The sequence below is a fragment of the Mycobacterium sp. genome, assembly GCF_025933915.1.
In the GTDB taxonomy this organism is placed as follows: Bacteria; Actinomycetota; Actinomycetes; order Mycobacteriales; family Mycobacteriaceae; genus Mycobacterium.
On record NZ_JAICZA010000122.1, the window covers coordinates 1 to 14,337 of the forward strand.

The following is a 14,337-nucleotide window of genomic DNA, read 5'->3' on the forward strand; positions in this document are numbered from 1 at the left end:
TCCATTCGAAGAGCATGGGTTCGGTCACCGCGCCGACGGCACTGGGGTCAATCGCCATGGGGGCTCCTTTTCTGGGAAGTCGAGAGCTTTTCTGCAGTCAACCATCGCAAACCCTTCCCACCGAAGCCGTCGGCAGGGCAGGCTATCGACATGCCCAAGCGCAGCATGATCCGGAAGGCCTCAGCAGCAGTCGCCGCTCTCACCGCAACGGTAATCGTCGCCGGCTGCGGCGGCTCACCGCAGGCGCGGTCCATCACGGTGACGTTCGTCCGGCACGCCCAGTCGGAGTCCAACGCCAGCGGCACCATCGACACCGACGTACCCGGCCCGGGTCTGACCCCGGAGGGCAAGGGGCAGGCCGAACAGGTCGCGCACCAACTCGGCCGCAAGGACTACGACAGCGTCTACGCCTCCACCATGACCAGGGCGCAGCAAACCGCCGCCCCGCTGGCCGCCGAACTCGGTAAGCAGGTGGAGGTCCTGCCCGGCGTCCAGGAGATCAACGCCGGCTGGTACAACGGCAAACCCGACTCGATGGCGTCCTCGACGTACCTGCTGGCACCGGCGGACTGGATCAAGGGCGATGTGTCGAACAGCATCCCCGGCTCGATCAGCGGCAAAGAGTTCAACGACCAGTTCACCGCGGCCGTCAACAAGATCTACAACAGCGGCCACCACAACGCGGTGGTGTTCTCACACAGGAACTCGATCATGGTGTGGACGCTGATGAACGTCCGCAACGGCAAGGACAGCCTGATGAACACCCACCCGCTGCCCACCACCGGCCGCGTGGTGATCACCGGTAACCCGATGACCGGCTGGACGCTGGTCGATTGGGACGGCATCCGCGACTTCCACAATTAGCCGGACCAAGCCCCTTTTGAAGATCGGCAGTTGACGCGCGCGGCTGCCAACCGCCACCATGTCTTCATGCGGTATGTCGTTACCGGCGGTACCGGGTTTATCGGTCGCCGCGTCGTGTCCCGTCTTTTGGAAACCCGGCCCGATGCGCGGGTCTGGGTGCTGGTGCGTCGGCGCTCGTTGGGCCGCTTCGAACGGCTCGCGGCCGTGTGGGGTGAGCGGGTAAAGCCGCTGGTCGCCGAGCTGCCGGAGCTGGACCTGACCGACGAGGTCCTCGCCGAGCTGGGCGGGATCGACCACGTGGTGCACTGCGCGGCGATCTACGACATCACGGCCGGCGAGGCCGAGCAGCGCGCCACCAATGTCGAGGGCACCCGCGCCGTGATCGGCCTGGCGCAGCGGCTCGACGCGACGTTGCACCACGTCTCCTCGATCGCCGTAGCGGGTGATTTTCGCGGCGAATACACCGAGGACGATTTCGACGTCGGCCAGCAACTGCCGACGCCCTATCACCAGACCAAGTTCGAAGCCGAACTGCTGGTGCGCTCGGCGGCCGGGCTGCGTTATCGCATCTACCGCCCGGCGGTGGTCGTGGGCGACTCACGCACCGGCGAGATGGACAAGGTGGACGGGCCGTACTACTTCTTCGGCGTGCTGGCCAAGTTGGCGGTGCTGCCGGCCCTGACCCCGATCCTGCTGCCCGACACCGGCCGCACCAACATCGTCCCGGTCGACTACGTCGTCGACGCGCTGGTCGCCCTGCTGCATGCCGAGGGCTGCGACGGGCGGGCGTTCCACCTCACCGCCGAAAAGACCATCGGCCTGCGGGGCATCTACCGCGGTGTGGCCAAGGCGGCCGGGCTGCCGCCGCTGCGCGGGTCGCTGCCCCGCTCGGTGGCCGCCCCGGTGCTCAAGGTGCGCGGACGGGCCAGGGTGGTGCGCAACATGGCGGCCACCCAGCTGGGCATTCCCGCCCAGGTGTTCGACCTCGTCGATCTGGCTCCCACCTTCGTCAGCGAGAAGACCCGAAACGCCTTGCAGGGCACCGGAATACTGATTCCGGAGTTCTCCTCCTACGCGCCCCGGCTCTGGCGGTACTGGGCGCAGCACCTCGATCCGGATCGCGCCCGCCGCGACGATCCGCAAGGACCGTTGCAGGGTCGGCACGTCATCATCACCGGCGCATCCAGCGGCATCGGCCGTGCATCGGCCATCGCGATCGCTGAGCGCGGCGCCACCGTTTTCGCACTGGCCCGCAACGGCGCGGCGCTGGACCAGCTGGTCGCCGAGATCCGTGCCAATGGTGGTGTCGCCCATGCCTTTACCTGCGATGTCACCGATTCCGCGTCGGTGGAACACACCGTCAAAGACATCCTGGGACGCTTCGGGCATGTCGATTACCTGGTGAACAACGCCGGCCGTTCCATCCGCCGTTCGGTCGTCAACTCCACCGACCGGCTGCACGATTACGAACGGGTGATGGCGGTCAACTACTTCGGCGCGGTGCGGATGGTGCTGGCGCTGCTACCCCATTGGCGCGAGCGGCGATTCGGTCACGTCGTCAACGTGTCGAGCGCCGGCGTGCAGGCACGCAACCCCAAATACAGCTCCTACCTACCGACCAAGGCGGCGCTGGACGCGTTCTCCGACGTGGTCGGCTCCGAGGTGCTGTCCGACCACATCACCTTCACCAACATCCACATGCCGCTGGTGCGCACCCCCATGATCGTGCCGTCGCACCGGCTCAACCCGGTGCCGGCGATCAGCCCCGAGCGCGCGGCGGCGATGGTGGTGCGCGGGCTGGTGGAAAAGCCGGCGCGCATCGACACCCCGCTGGGCACGCTCGCCGAAGCCGGAAATTACTTCGCCCCCAGGACTTCTCGGCGAATCCTGCACCAGCTCTATCTCGGCTATCCCGACTCGGCCGCGGCGCGCGGCCAGCACGCGGGTCCGGCGCCGGCGCAACGGGCCGCACGCCGCAAGCCCAACCGGCCCGTCCGGGCCGTCACCGGCGGCATCCGCACGCCCCGGGGAGTCAAGCGGCTGGTCCGCCTGGTGCCCGGCGTGCACTGGTAGTCATTTCTGCAGCGTGAACTGATTGACGTCGATGTATCCGATGCGGAACATCTCCGCGCAGCCGGTCAGGTATTTCATGTACCGCTCGTAGACTTCCTCGGACTGCACCGCGATGGCCTCGTCCTTGTGGGCCTGCAGCGCGGCGGCCCAGATGTCGAGCGTCTTCGCGTAGTGCGGCTGCAGCGACTGCACGCGGCTCACGGTGAAACCGTTCGCGGTCGCACGCTCCTGCACCATCGGTATCGACGGCAGCCGCCCGCCCGGGAAGATCTCGGTCACAATGAATTTGACGAATCGGGCGAACAGAAATGATAAGGGCATGCCGCGCTCGGCCATCTCCGTCGGGTGCAGCCCGGTGATGGTGTGCAGCAGCATGATCCCGTCGTCGGGCAGCAGGTCGTGCGCGAGGGTGAAGAACGCGTCGTAGCGCTCGTGCCCGAAGTGCTCGAAGGCGCCGATGCTGACGATCCGGTCGACGGGCTCGTCGAACTGCTCCCAGCCCTGCAGCAGGATCCGCGCGGAACGGGGGCTCCCCGACCGTGCGATCATCCGCTCGACGTGGTCGGCCTGGTTGCGGCTCAGGGTTAGGCCGACGACATTGACGTCATAGCGTTCCACCGCGCGCATCATGGTGGCGCCCCACCCGCAGCCGACGTCGAGCAACGTCATGCCCGGTTGCAGCCCAAGTTTGCCGAGGGCGAGATCGATCTTGGCGATCTGGGCTTCTTCCAGCGTCATGTCGTCACGCTCGAAGTAGGCGCAGCTGTACGTCTGGGTCGGGTCGAGGAATAGCCGGAAGAAGTCGTCCGACAGGTCGTAGTGGGCCTGCACGTCGTCGAAGTGCGGCGTTAATTCCGTGCCCTCGGGGGGCTCCGACATCGTGGGCATCAGCTCAGCCTAATCGCCGATTTGGCTATGTTGTACCCCATGAACGCTCCCGTTTTCGTCGACGTCGATACCGGCGTGGACGACGCGCTGGCGCTGATGTACCTGTTCGCCAGCCCGGACGTCGAGGTGGTCGGCATCGCCTCGACCGGAGGAAACGTCTGCGTAGAGCAGGTTTGCGAAAACAATCTGGGCCTGCTGCGGCTGTGCGATGTCGACGGCATACCGGTTTCCAAGGGTTCTGATCAGACCCTGACCGGGCCGATGCGTCTGCCGTCAAAAGTCCACGGGCCCAGGGGATTGGGCTACGCCGACCTGCCGCCGGGTGGGCACCGGCTCACCGACTACGACTCGGCCGGAGCGTGGGTGCGCGCGGCGCGCGCCCACCCCGGTGAGCTCATCGGCGTGGTGACGGGCCCGCTGACCAATCTGGCGCTGGCGCTGCGCGCCGAGCCCACGCTGCCGACGCTACTGCGCCGGCTGGTGATCATGGGCGGTTCCTACGACCACCGGGGCAACACCACCGCGGTGGCGGAATGGAACATCAGCGTGGACCCCGAGGCCGCGGCCGAGGTGCTGGCGGCGTGGGGTCGTGAAGCCAGTGAGGAAGCCATTGGGCAGCACCGCCTTCCGATCCTGTGCGGCCTGAACTTGACGCGCAGGGTCGCGATGACGCCGGAGCACCTGGCGCGGCTGGCGGGCGCCGCGGAGTCGACGACGACGCGGCTGAGCGAGCACGACGCACGCGGAACCCGGTCGAGCGCGTCCAATCCGCTGATCCGGGTGATCGAGGACGCGACGCGGTTCTACCTGGAGGCCTATCACGAACTCGGCCACGGGTATCAGGCACATATGCACGATCCGTTGGCCGCCGCCGTCGCGCTGGATCCGGAGCTCGTGACGACCCGTCCGGCGACGGTGGACATCGAGCTGACCGGGACCCTGACCCGCGCCATGACGGTGACCGACTGGTCGGGTCCTCGAGAGCCCAACGCCCTGATCGGGATTGACCTCAAAGAGGGGAACCCGGCGGCCTTCTTCGATCGGTTCATCGAACGGGTGGGCCCCTTTGCGCGCCGATTAGCCGGTACACCATGAAGATTCGTGCCATCGAGCTGATCCGCGCGGGATGGGGCGGCGTGCTGCTGGCCGCCCCCGCCGAGGTGCTGGGCCACATTCACGGGGCACGGGTGGATCGCAGGGCGGTCGTCGTCACCCGGATCCTGGGCGCACGCCATCTGGTCCAGGCGCTGTTGTCGGGGGTCGACCCCGGTCCGGAGGTGCTGGCGGCCGGGGTCTGGGTCGACACGGTGCACTCGGCGACCGCGCTCGGCCTGGCCGTCATCGACCGGCGCCGGGCCCGCGGCGGGGTGACCGACGCCCTGGTCGCGGCGTCGTGGGCGGCCCTGGGCTGGCGGCACCTGCGCACCGGAAAGGTCAGGACCGACGGTGTGCGTGGCCGCGACCGGCTGGCGCGCGCCGTGGTGGGCACCCTGCCCGGCGGTCGTGGACTGATGGCACGAGCTCAAGCGGTGCGCGCCCAATAACGGCAGGGGACAATGAGAGGTTGTGTGTTCATAATTTGGTGTGGCGCTCGACGTCAGCGTTGACGGCTCAAGTGAAAGGTTTCGCGAGTCATGACGGAGCTGATTACCGGTAAGACGCTGCCGAATGTGGTCGTCACTGGCTTCGCCATGACGACCGCGTTGGCAACTGACGCCGAGACCACCTGGAAGCTGTTGCTGGACAGCCAAAGTGGTATCCGCAGGCTCGAGGACCCGTTCGTCGAGGAGTTCGACCTGCCGGTGCGCATCGGCGGGCATCTGCTGGAGGAATTCGACAGCCAGTTGACCCGCGTGGAGCTGCGTCGAACCGCTCACCTGCAGCGGATGTCTACCATTCTGGGCCGGCGGGTCTGGGAGAACGTCGGGAGTCCCGAGGTCGACTGCGACCGCTTGTTGGTGTCCATCGGCACTGGTCTGGGCCCGTCGGAAGAGTTGGTCTTCAGCTATGACGACATGCGCGCTCGCGGCCTGAAGGCCGTCTACCCGCTCGGGATCCAGAGATTTATGCCCAACGGAGCCGCCGCGGCGGTGGGGCTGGAGCGGCACGCCAGAGCCGGTGCGATCACCCCGGCGTCGGCGTGCGCGTCGGGCTCCGAGGGCATCGCGCAGGCCTGGCGCAACATCGTGCTCGGCGAGGCCGACATCGCCATCTGCGGTGGCGTCGAGGCCAAGATCGAGGCGGTGCCGATCGCGGCGTTCGCCCAGATGCGCACCCTGATGTCGACCGAGAACGACGACCCGGTCGGCGCCTGCCGCCCGTTCGACCGTGACCGCACCGGCTTGGTGTTCGGCGAGGCGGGCGCGCTGATGGTCATCGAGACCGAGGAACACGCCAAGGCCCGCGGCGCCAACATCGTGGCCCGCATCATGGGCGCCGGAATCACCTCCGACGGCTACCAAATGATGGCCCCGGAGCCTAGCGGCGAACGCGCCGGGCACGCGATGTCCCGCGCGATTCAGGTCGCCGGGCTGACACCGGGCGATATCGGCCACGTGAACGCCCACGCGACCGGGACCGCGGTCGGCGACCTCGCCGAGGCCAAGGCCATCAACAACGCGCTGGGCAGCAACAAGCCGGCGGTTTACGCGCCCAAGGCCGCGCTGGGTCACTCGGTGGGTGCGGTCGGCGCGGTGGAATCGATCCTGACCGTGCTCGCACTGCGCGATCAGGTGATTCCGCCGACGCTGAACCTGGAAAACCTCGACCCCGAGATCGACCTGGACGTGGTGGCGGGCAAACCGCGGCCGGGCAACTACGAGTACGCGATCAACAACTCGTTCGGGTTCGGCGGGCACAACGTGTGCATCGCTTTTGGGCGATACTGACAGCGGCTCAGACGCCGGCGCCGGATCTCGGGCCCTCGTTTGGCGGGGGAACCACGGGGCAAAGCAGCGACTATGGCCTTCGCCGATTATCAAAAAGAGCTGTACGACCAGTCGTTGCACGGAAATCAGCCGCAGTACCCCATCAGGTTCGAGGACCTGGAGGAGAAGGCGGCGGCGGCGATGACGCCGAAGGTGCTGCAGTACGTCGCGGGCGGCGCCGGTGACGAGCACACCCAGCGCGCCAACTGCGCGGCCTTCAAACGGTGGGGACTGTATCCGCGGATGGGGATCGCCCCCGAGCAGCGCGACATGTCCGTCGAGCTGTTCGGCATGCGGTTTCCGTCTCCGATCTTCATGGCGCCCATCGGCGTCATCGGGGTGTGCGACCCGGACGGCCACGGGGACATACTGTGCGCACGGGCCTCGGTCCGCACCGGCGTCCCGTTCTTCGTGGGAACGCTCACGTCCGACCCGATGGAAGATGTCGCCGCCGAACTGGGCGATACCCCAGCGTTTTTCCAGCTGTACACGCCGCCGGATCGCAAGATGGCCGCCAGCCTGGTGCACCGCGCCGAGGAGTGCGGTTTCAAAAGCATCGCCGTCACGCTGGACACCTGGGTCACCGGCTGGCGGCCCCGTGACCTGAGCGGAGGGAACTACCCCCAGGTGCCCAGCGGATGCCTGGCCAACTACACCAGCGATCCGGTTTTTCGCGCCAACCTGAGCCAGGGCGAAGACGCCACCGAGGCGGCGGTGCGCAAGCTGCCGATTTTCGGCGGCCCGTTCCGGTGGGAGGACCTGGAGTGGTTGCGGGCGGAGACCGACCTGCCGCTGATGGTCAAGGGCATCTGCCACCCCGAGGACGTTCGTCGCGCCAAAGACATTGGCGTGGAAGGCATTTACTGCTCCAATCACGGCGGGCGGCAAGCCAACGGCGGGCTGCCCTGCTTGGATTGCCTGCCCGATGTGATCGAGGCCGCCGACGGGATGCCGGTGCTGTTCGACTCGGGTGTGCGCGGCGGGGCCGACATCATCAAGGCGCTCGCGCTGGGGGCGACCGCCGTCGGGATCGGTCGCCCCTACGCCTATGGGCTGGCGCTCGGTGGCGTCGACGGCATCGTGCACGTGCTGCGCTCGCTGCTGGCCGAAGCGGACCTGATCATGGCCGTCGACGGATACCCCTCGCTCAAGGAGCTGACCCCCGAGGCGCTGCGGCCGGTAGGACATGTTGGGGCGGATCATTTTTCGCATGAGCGGTAGTGCCGAGTGACCGTGGCCCGACAAACTGGGCCAGCGCGTTGTGCACTCGAAGTCGTCGAGACTCTCTGTTTCCGAACCAGACGCGCGTAGGGTAAGGGTATCGGCGGTATTTTGTGCGCGAACCGGACCGGGTCGTGTCGTCACCGATTTCGACAATTGGCCGGTTGGTGGCCAAGAGGGATCGTCGCAATGACGCTGGAACATACCCACAGGCGCTTCAGACAGCACGACACATCGCGCGTCCGCACGCGATTGCAATTGAAGCCCCAAGCGCCTCGCATCGGGCACGTGGATGGAGCATGGTGGCCGCGCAGCGATGACCTTCCCGCGGAGCTGCCAGACCTGATCGAGGTGTTGTCGTCTCGGCTCGGCGAAATCGACTGCGTGACATACAACTTCAACGAATGGACGGAGACGCCCGCCCACTTCACCGCCGGTGAGCGAACGGTCCGACTCGACGGCCGCCACCGCCAGCCGTCCAACACGCTCGAAGTTCGGGGCGCCGATCGCAGCAAAATCGTCTTGCTGGTCGTCCCGTGGTATACCGCCCCTGACCATGCACACGCGATCGTGATGTCCGCCGCAGAACCAAACGACACGTCAAGTCTCGACTCCCTGCTCATGATCAGCGAGCGGGACCGGGAAAGGGCCACAAGAGCGGCCGCCGCACAGGGGCGCTGGGAATCGCAAGGCCGATCCAAACGATCAACGAGTCGGAATCGACAACGCTTTCAAGCGATTTCCCGCGACGGCCCGGTCTAGCAGGCTCGTTCACTGCACCGCATCACACGTTAGGGACGAAGATCAATGCCAAGTGACGAACCAACGTTTAAAGCCTTCAGCAATTTTGGTATCGACGACCTGCCTCTCGAAGCAGTCATCTCGCAGCGGATGCTTCGGCGGCTCGAGGACATCGACAATGCTACGTCCGCCGGCCCGACCGGCCCGGCCGCGCGCGCAGCCCTGGCATCCAGCGTCGTCGCACATGCGGTGGTCGAACTCGAGACTCGACTGATCGAGCTGCAAAGACAACTGGCCTTGAAAGAAGGCTGAAACCTACGGTCATCGAGAACGATTGTCCGACGGTGCACCCACTCGTGGTCCCGAGCACGACCGGGTCGCAGCGGGGATATGTCGGTCGCGATCTGGGAACCCTGTATTCGGAGTACGTCCGGCAGCGCCTTGGAATGCCGTCTCGGGTGTGTTATCGGAGGTGACGGCGAGGAATCGATCCGGTAGTGCCAACTTACAGATGGTGCGCAAGGTGAGCAGGTACTGGCGGGCCAATGGACCCGTTGTATACGGCAGGTCATAGCTGGCGCACACTGCCCGCACCTGCTGCGCGATGTCCGCGTACCGGTTACTGGGCAAATCAGGGAAAAGATGGTGTTCGATTTGGTAACAGAGATTTCCACTCAGGAACGCCAGCACCGGCCCGGCGCGAAAGTTCGCGGTACCCAACATTTGTCGCAGATACCACTCGGGCTTCGTCTCGCTCTCCAGCACGGCCGGAGTGAACTTCTCTGCGCCGTCGGCGAAGTGTCCGCAGCAGATCACCACGTACGCCCACACATTGCGCAGCAGGTTGGCGGTCAGGTTTGCCGTGAGGGTGCGGCGCCACCGGCTCAGGCTGAGTGCGGGGATGAATAGATAGTCCTTGCCGGCCTGGCGTGCAGCCTTGCGAATCAGTGCTTGGATGCGGGCGGATTCCTGACCGTCGATCGCCCGGCGCTTCTTGTCCGCGTGCACGCCCTGTAGTGCGATTCCCCATTCGAAGGCGATCGCCAACAACAGGTTCCGCAACGGCTGCAGCAGACTACTCCCCCGCCAGTTCTGGTCGCGGGTGACCCGCATGACACCATAACCGAGGTCGTCGTCCATGCCGATGACATTGGTGAACACGTGGTGGCGGTAGTTGTGAGAGTACTGCCACTGCGACGAGACTGCCGCCATGTCCCATTCCCAGGTGCTGGAGTGGATTTCGGGGTCGTTCATCCAATCCCATTGGCCATGGCTGATGTTATGGCCGAGTTCCATGTTCTCGATGCTCTTGGCCACGGCCAGCACTGTGGTGCCGAGCGTCCAGCCGACCTTGTTGCGGCTCCCGGCAATCACCACTCGCGCGGCGGCGTCGAGGCAACGCTGAAACACGATGGCCCGCCGGATGTATGCCCTATCTTTTTCGCCGCGCGAATTTTCGATCTCGCGGCGGATCCCGTCCAATGCGACCGCGAGCGCTTCCAGGTCCGCGGCGTTCAAATGTGCATATTCGACGACGTTTGTTATTGCCATCAGCGTCTCATCAACATCTAGCCGAGGTCGGCCGCAGCCCTTCTGGCTGGTCGACAGACATGGCGGGGAGATTCCACTGCGGCAAGTTCATCATCATGTCCTTCTTGGTGGTGTGTTTAGGACTGCCCCGGATGAGGCGCCCGAGCGGGAACGCCGTCGCCGCGGAAGCCAAGCTGGGCGGCCAACCCACTGAGCAGGATGTCGAGTCCGCGGTCGAGTTCGGCAAGACCGTCATAGGAGGCCCAGGTTGGGGCGAGGTTTCGTAAGTGGGGGAATTCGTCGATCGGAAGGCGGTACAACCCGAGCCGTAGCACGTGGTCGGTTTCCTCAGGGCGCTCGATGATCTCCTGAAGTTCGGTCAGGACATGGCCGTACAGGAAGGCGAACAACGCCCGATGCACGTGCAGCGCGTCACTGCCAGTGAAGCCTGCCCGAGTCAGCAGCGCAAGGACGTCTTCGAGGTGTCGCAGGATCCCTCGCGGCCGCATCCCGAGTGGCGTTGCGAGCGGTCGGGTAACCAACAGCGGCACCACGTTTGGGTGCGCGCGCGCCAAGTCGCGGAAGTCGTGGGCGAGGGTCCGCAGAGCCGCGACCCAGTCCGGGCTTGAAATATTTACCGAGAGCTGCTCGAAGATCATCTCGACGACCCCATCGAGCACGGCGGACTTGTTGGGCACATGCCGGTAGAGCACCATGGGATCGCGGCCGAGCGCTGCACCGAGGCGTCGCATCGACAGCTTGTCGACGCCATCGCGGTCGATGATCTCGAGCGCACACGCGAGGACTGCTGCACGAGTGATCGGACTGCTCTCTTCGTCCTCCTCGCCTGAGGCTGGCGTCTTGGCGGTTTGCCCCGACCCTGTTCGTCTCTTCGGAGGCTGGGTCATCGTTGAATACCTAATCTGTTGGGCCATTTCGTCGTATCTTCACTGCCGACCTACGGCGTTAACAGCACCTGCGTTGGCGCCACCGTCACCGGCAAGACTTAAGATCCGCCGGGCCTGATCGGGCCACTATCTAGGCTACACCGTAGGTCAACGCTATCAATCTACGTTGTTGACAGCATTCCGATATCGGCGTGTACTGGAGGCTTAGCCCCAGGATTTAGAGGTATCGACATGCTCGTCATCGTTGGATTGGTTGTTGTACTCGTCGCCGTGATCATCGGCGTCACCGGCGTATTGAACAATGCGGGTGCCGCCCACCCGTTGACCGAGAACTTCGCCGTGTTCGGTTATCACGTCACTGGATCGACCGGCACTTTGTTCCTCTTTGGGATCGTGATTGGCGCGCTGGCGATGCTAGGCCTGAGCGTGTTGCTGGCCGGGGCTCGGCGCACCGCAGTGCGCGGGCGAGATGCCCGACGGGAACTGAGCAGGTCCCAGCGCGAAGCGGCGTTTGTCAACCGCGATGCAGGGCTCGGACATCCGCAGGCAGGCGAACCCACCGGCGCAGCGGTGACGCCGACGACCGCCACGGCCCACCGGAATAAGGGTTCCCTGTTCGGCCGCTGGGGGCGTGGTCGACAACCAGCACGCACGGCGCACACCGGTGGACATCGGTAAGCGTCGGCCCCCGGGGCCGAAAAAGGCGGTCCGCGGGTAAGGGGCCCTGGCGGTCTTGAGCTACTCGTAACTTCCCTCGAGATACCAGCGCCGCTGGCGATAGCACAACAGCAACGCACACTCGCTCTCCAGCAGGACCTGGGCGCGGGCGGTGCGACTCCCTCCTGGTCCGGCCCCTTGACCGCCCACGGACCGGTCATCCCACCACCGCTCGTCGACCGGCCAGGGCCCGGCCCACCAGCACAGCCGCTCGTCTCGGCCATGGGTGATCATGCGGGCGGGGTCGGCGGAGAACAGACCCCGGTTGGTCACCCGTATCGGGTTCCCTTGGGCGTCAAGCAATTCCACCGGGTCGTCCAGTAACACCGCCGGCGACGGCTCGGGGAGTCGGCCGGGCCACGGCAGATCGGGATCGGTCCGCGGCACCGGCTCGTCACCCAGCGGGATCAACGTGATGCGCTCTCCCGGCCCGCGACCACCGGACAGCACCGGCACGCGCACCGCCTCCGGGCCGAGCAGGCCCTGCACCCGCACCAGCGCCCGGCGGGCCCGCAGCCTGTCCTCCTCCCCCAGTCCGCCCCAGAGCGGCAACTGCAGCGCCTCGGCGGATACCACCTCCACCGCCTGCAGCCGCAGCAGCGTCACCGCGTCGGTGGGACGGGGATCGGCCGCGGTGCGGTTGCTCAACCATCCGTCGAGTTGCCAGCGCACCCGGTCGGCGGTGGCGTCCTCGGTCAACGGTTCGGCGCACCGCCACACCCGATGGCGCTCTTCGCCGTTGGCGGTGACGGCATGAATTGCCAGCCGGGTGCATCCCACGCCGGCGGCCATCAGCGCCTGATGCAGCGCGCCGGCCAGCGAGCGCCCGGCGAACGCCGCGGCATCAACCCGGTCGATCGGTGGATCGCAGTCCAGCACGGCCTCAAGCTCAGCCGGGGGTTCCCGCCCAGAGGGCGGCCGTTCGGGCTCGCCGCGGGCCAACCGGTGCGCGGCCACCCCGTCGGCGCCGAACCTGGAAGCCACGTCGCTGCGCGACAGCGCGGCGAACTGCCCAATGGTGCGAATCCCCATCCGCCACAACAGGTCCGCCAGCTCTTCTCGGCCGGGACCGGACAGGCTCGGCTCGGTGGCGAGTTGGCGGATGGACAGTACCGACAAAAACCTCGCGTCGCCTCCCGGCTCGACGACGCGGCCGGCCCGCGCCGCGAAGACCGCGGTGGACAACTGGTCGGCGATCCCGACCTGGCATTCGGCACCGGCGGCGGCCACCGCATCGATCAGCCGCTCTGCGGCGGTGACCTCGGACCCGAAATAGCGGGCGGCCCCGCGCACCGGCAATACCAGGAGCCCGGGCCGCAGCACCTCGGCCCGGGGCACCAGGTCGTCCACCGCCGCGATCACCGCTTCGAAGAAGCGGGCGTCACGGTCCGCGTCGGCGGTGGTGACATGCAGTTGCGGGCACCGGGCCGCCGCCTCCCGGCGTCGCAACCCCCGCCGCACCCCCCCCGCGCGGGCGGCCGACGAGCAGGCGATCACCCGGTTGGCCAACGTGACCGCGACCGGGGTGGTCGCGGTCAGATCCGCGGCCGCGGCCGCCGCGACCGCGGGCCAATCCATGCACCAGATCGCCAAAACCCTTGAACCAGAAGGGGTTACCACCGGGATTCACCCGGCTCGTGCTGGGGGCATCACCCGTCGTCCCGCACACATCCCGCTGACCTGCAGCCGCACCCCGCTGATCCGACCGAATCCGGGGGCGGGCGTCCCTCGAGGAGCCGGGGTGATCTCATAACCGCAGACCCGGGCCGCGAGCCGCGTCGGCGCGCCCTGCCAATCGCCGCCGGTGACCAGCAGGGTGCACCCCTTGCTGCGGGCCCGCGCCACCACCGCCCGCGCCCGGGTCGGCGGCACCCGGCGCCCACCCAGCCCGAGGACCACCAGGTCCATGCCGTCGACGAGCACCGCGGCCACCTCCACCGGATCGGTTCCGGGATCCGATATCACCGCGACCCGGCTCAGATCCGCCCCCATCTCCGCGGCGGCGAGCAGCCCGATGTCCGGCTGACCGATGATCGCGGCGTTGCCGCCGGCCGCCGTGACCGCGGCGACCATGCTCAACAGCAGCGACCGGGCACCCGAGAGCACCGCCACCGTTCCCCGCGGCAGCGGCGCCGGCAACAGGTCCGCCAGCCACTGCGGCAGCGCCAGCCACGATTCCGAGGCCAGCAGGTCGTCGGGGACAGCCGGCCCGGTCTTCTTTGCGGAGATGCTCGCCATCCGACGGCGAAGCGATTCGAGCTGCTCAGCACGGGTTTCTTCGTGGCGACTGGAGGCAAAAGCCGCGGTCATGACCTAGCCTCCTTGCACCACGCTTCCGGGAGCTTCCGGGGAGCATATTCGAATGTATGTTCGATACATTTCGAAGTAAACACCGACCCTCTGACACCGTCAAGAAACGCGAGGGGCGGCTGTGGCTAATGGTGTTTTTGTCTGCCGCGAGACTGCAA

14 protein-coding genes are annotated in these 14,337 nt (G+C 66.7%); 9 read left to right on the top strand and 5 right to left on the bottom strand.

Going from position 1 to position 14,337, the window contains the following annotated elements; genetic code table 11:
* Nucleotides 1-150 precede the first annotated feature (150 nt).
* Together Q0W90_RS17805 and Q0W90_RS17810 are read left to right on the top strand one after the other, a co-directional pair.
* Nucleotides 151-864: a histidine phosphatase family protein gene (locus Q0W90_RS17805; protein ID WP_297775504.1), complete on the top strand. Its 714-nt coding sequence runs from the start codon at nucleotides 151-153 to the stop codon at nucleotides 862-864.
* A gap of 66 nt (nucleotides 865-930) precedes the next feature.
* Nucleotides 931-2,937 carry an SDR family oxidoreductase gene (locus tag Q0W90_RS17810; RefSeq protein ID WP_297699822.1) on the top strand — a complete coding sequence of 669 codons (2,007 nt, stop codon included), beginning with the start codon at nucleotides 931-933 and terminating at the stop codon, nucleotides 2,935-2,937.
* On the opposite strand, the gene cmaA1 is transcribed toward Q0W90_RS17810, so the two are convergent.
* Complete coding sequence (gene cmaA1, locus Q0W90_RS17815) at nucleotides 2,938-3,816, bottom strand: cyclopropane mycolic acid synthase CmaA1 (RefSeq protein ID WP_297775517.1); 879 nt, start codon at nucleotides 3,814-3,816, stop codon at nucleotides 2,938-2,940. It abuts the gene before it with no gap.
* 48 nt (nucleotides 3,817-3,864) lie between these two features.
* On the opposite strand from cmaA1, the gene Q0W90_RS17820 reads away from it, so the two are divergent.
* From Q0W90_RS17820 to Q0W90_RS17845, 6 genes are all read left to right on the top strand, one after another.
* Nucleotides 3,865-4,920: a nucleoside hydrolase gene (locus Q0W90_RS17820; protein WP_297593703.1), complete on the top strand. Its 1,056-nt coding sequence runs from the start codon at nucleotides 3,865-3,867 to the stop codon at nucleotides 4,918-4,920.
* Complete coding sequence (locus Q0W90_RS17825) at nucleotides 4,917-5,369, top strand: hypothetical protein (RefSeq protein ID WP_297593705.1); 453 nt, start codon at nucleotides 4,917-4,919, stop codon at nucleotides 5,367-5,369. Before Q0W90_RS17820 ends, Q0W90_RS17825 begins: the two co-directional genes overlap by 4 nt.
* 90 nt (nucleotides 5,370-5,459) lie before the next feature.
* On the top strand, nucleotides 5,460-6,713 hold the full coding sequence (gene kasB / locus Q0W90_RS17830; RefSeq protein ID WP_297775507.1) for a 3-oxoacyl-ACP synthase KasB: 1,254 nt from the start codon (nucleotides 5,460-5,462) through the stop codon (nucleotides 6,711-6,713).
* Nucleotides 6,714-6,785: 72 nt separating this feature from the next.
* Nucleotides 6,786-7,973: an alpha-hydroxy-acid oxidizing protein gene (locus Q0W90_RS17835; RefSeq protein ID WP_297775510.1), complete on the top strand. Its 1,188-nt coding sequence runs from the start codon at nucleotides 6,786-6,788 to the stop codon at nucleotides 7,971-7,973.
* A 189-nt stretch (nucleotides 7,974-8,162) separates the two neighbouring features.
* Nucleotides 8,163-8,735, top strand: coding sequence for a DUF5994 family protein (locus Q0W90_RS17840; RefSeq protein ID WP_297699824.1), 573 nt, complete (start codon nucleotides 8,163-8,165; stop codon nucleotides 8,733-8,735).
* Between the two features lie 45 nt (nucleotides 8,736-8,780).
* Nucleotides 8,781-9,026, top strand: coding sequence for a hypothetical protein (locus Q0W90_RS17845; RefSeq protein WP_297593713.1), 246 nt, complete (start codon nucleotides 8,781-8,783; stop codon nucleotides 9,024-9,026).
* 9 nt (nucleotides 9,027-9,035) lie between these two features.
* On the opposite strand, the gene Q0W90_RS17850 is transcribed toward Q0W90_RS17845, so the two are convergent.
* Together Q0W90_RS17850 and Q0W90_RS17855 are read right to left on the bottom strand one after the other, a co-directional pair.
* Nucleotides 9,036-10,265, bottom strand: coding sequence for an acyl-CoA desaturase (locus tag Q0W90_RS17850; protein WP_297699826.1), 1,230 nt, complete (start codon nucleotides 10,263-10,265; stop codon nucleotides 9,036-9,038).
* A 116-nt stretch (nucleotides 10,266-10,381) separates the two neighbouring features.
* Entirely contained in the window at nucleotides 10,382-11,152 is a 771-nt protein-coding gene (locus Q0W90_RS17855) for a TetR/AcrR family transcriptional regulator C-terminal domain-containing protein (protein ID WP_297593717.1), read from the bottom strand.
* Between the two features lie 231 nt (nucleotides 11,153-11,383).
* Here Q0W90_RS17855 and Q0W90_RS17860 point away from each other — a divergent pair, with 231 nt between their 5' ends.
* The gene (locus Q0W90_RS17860) at nucleotides 11,384-11,830 is read left to right on the top strand and encodes a hypothetical protein (protein WP_297593719.1); all 447 of its coding nucleotides are present in this window, start codon (nucleotides 11,384-11,386) and stop codon (nucleotides 11,828-11,830) included.
* Nucleotides 11,831-11,890: 60 nt separating this feature from the next.
* Here Q0W90_RS17860 and Q0W90_RS17865 read toward each other — a convergent pair whose 3' ends face one another.
* The gene (locus Q0W90_RS17865; RefSeq protein ID WP_297775513.1) at nucleotides 11,891-13,447 is read right to left on the bottom strand and encodes a DNA polymerase Y family protein; all 1,557 of its coding nucleotides are present in this window, start codon (nucleotides 13,445-13,447) and stop codon (nucleotides 11,891-11,893) included.
* Between the two features lie 48 nt (nucleotides 13,448-13,495).
* Nucleotides 13,496-14,179, bottom strand: coding sequence for a hypothetical protein (locus tag Q0W90_RS17870; RefSeq protein WP_297775515.1), 684 nt, complete (start codon nucleotides 14,177-14,179; stop codon nucleotides 13,496-13,498).
* Nucleotides 14,180-14,337 lie beyond the last annotated feature (158 nt).

Bases quoted from the DNA above. Each gene is read 5' to 3' on its own strand.
- Q0W90_RS17810 (WP_297699822.1), top strand. From the start codon at position 931: ATGCGGTATGTCGTTACCGGCGGTACCGGGTTTATCGGTCGCCGCGTC.
- Q0W90_RS17855 (WP_297593717.1), bottom strand. From the start codon at position 11,152: ATGACCCAGCCTCCGAAGAGACGAACAGGGTCGGGGCAAACCGCCAAG.
- Q0W90_RS17870 (WP_297775515.1), bottom strand. From the start codon at position 14,179: ATGACCGCGGCTTTTGCCTCCAGTCGCCACGAAGAAACCCGTGCTGAG.
- Q0W90_RS17835 (WP_297775510.1), top strand. From the start codon at position 6,786: ATGGCCTTCGCCGATTATCAAAAAGAGCTGTACGACCAGTCGTTGCAC.
- Q0W90_RS17820 (WP_297593703.1), top strand. From the start codon at position 3,865: ATGAACGCTCCCGTTTTCGTCGACGTCGATACCGGCGTGGACGACGCG.
- Q0W90_RS17860 (WP_297593719.1), top strand. From the start codon at position 11,384: ATGCTCGTCATCGTTGGATTGGTTGTTGTACTCGTCGCCGTGATCATC.
- Q0W90_RS17840 (WP_297699824.1), top strand. From the start codon at position 8,163: ATGACGCTGGAACATACCCACAGGCGCTTCAGACAGCACGACACATCG.
- Q0W90_RS17825 (WP_297593705.1), top strand. From the start codon at position 4,917: ATGAAGATTCGTGCCATCGAGCTGATCCGCGCGGGATGGGGCGGCGTG.
- cmaA1 (WP_297775517.1), bottom strand. From the start codon at position 3,816: ATGTCGGAGCCCCCCGAGGGCACGGAATTAACGCCGCACTTCGACGAC.
- Q0W90_RS17805 (WP_297775504.1), top strand. From the start codon at position 151: ATGCCCAAGCGCAGCATGATCCGGAAGGCCTCAGCAGCAGTCGCCGCT.
- Q0W90_RS17865 (WP_297775513.1), bottom strand. From the start codon at position 13,447: ATGGATTGGCCCGCGGTCGCGGCGGCCGCGGCCGCGGATCTGACCGCG.
- kasB (WP_297775507.1), top strand. From the start codon at position 5,460: ATGACGGAGCTGATTACCGGTAAGACGCTGCCGAATGTGGTCGTCACT.
- Q0W90_RS17845 (WP_297593713.1), top strand. From the start codon at position 8,781: ATGCCAAGTGACGAACCAACGTTTAAAGCCTTCAGCAATTTTGGTATC.
- Q0W90_RS17850 (WP_297699826.1), bottom strand. From the start codon at position 10,265: ATGGCAATAACAAACGTCGTCGAATATGCACATTTGAACGCCGCGGAC.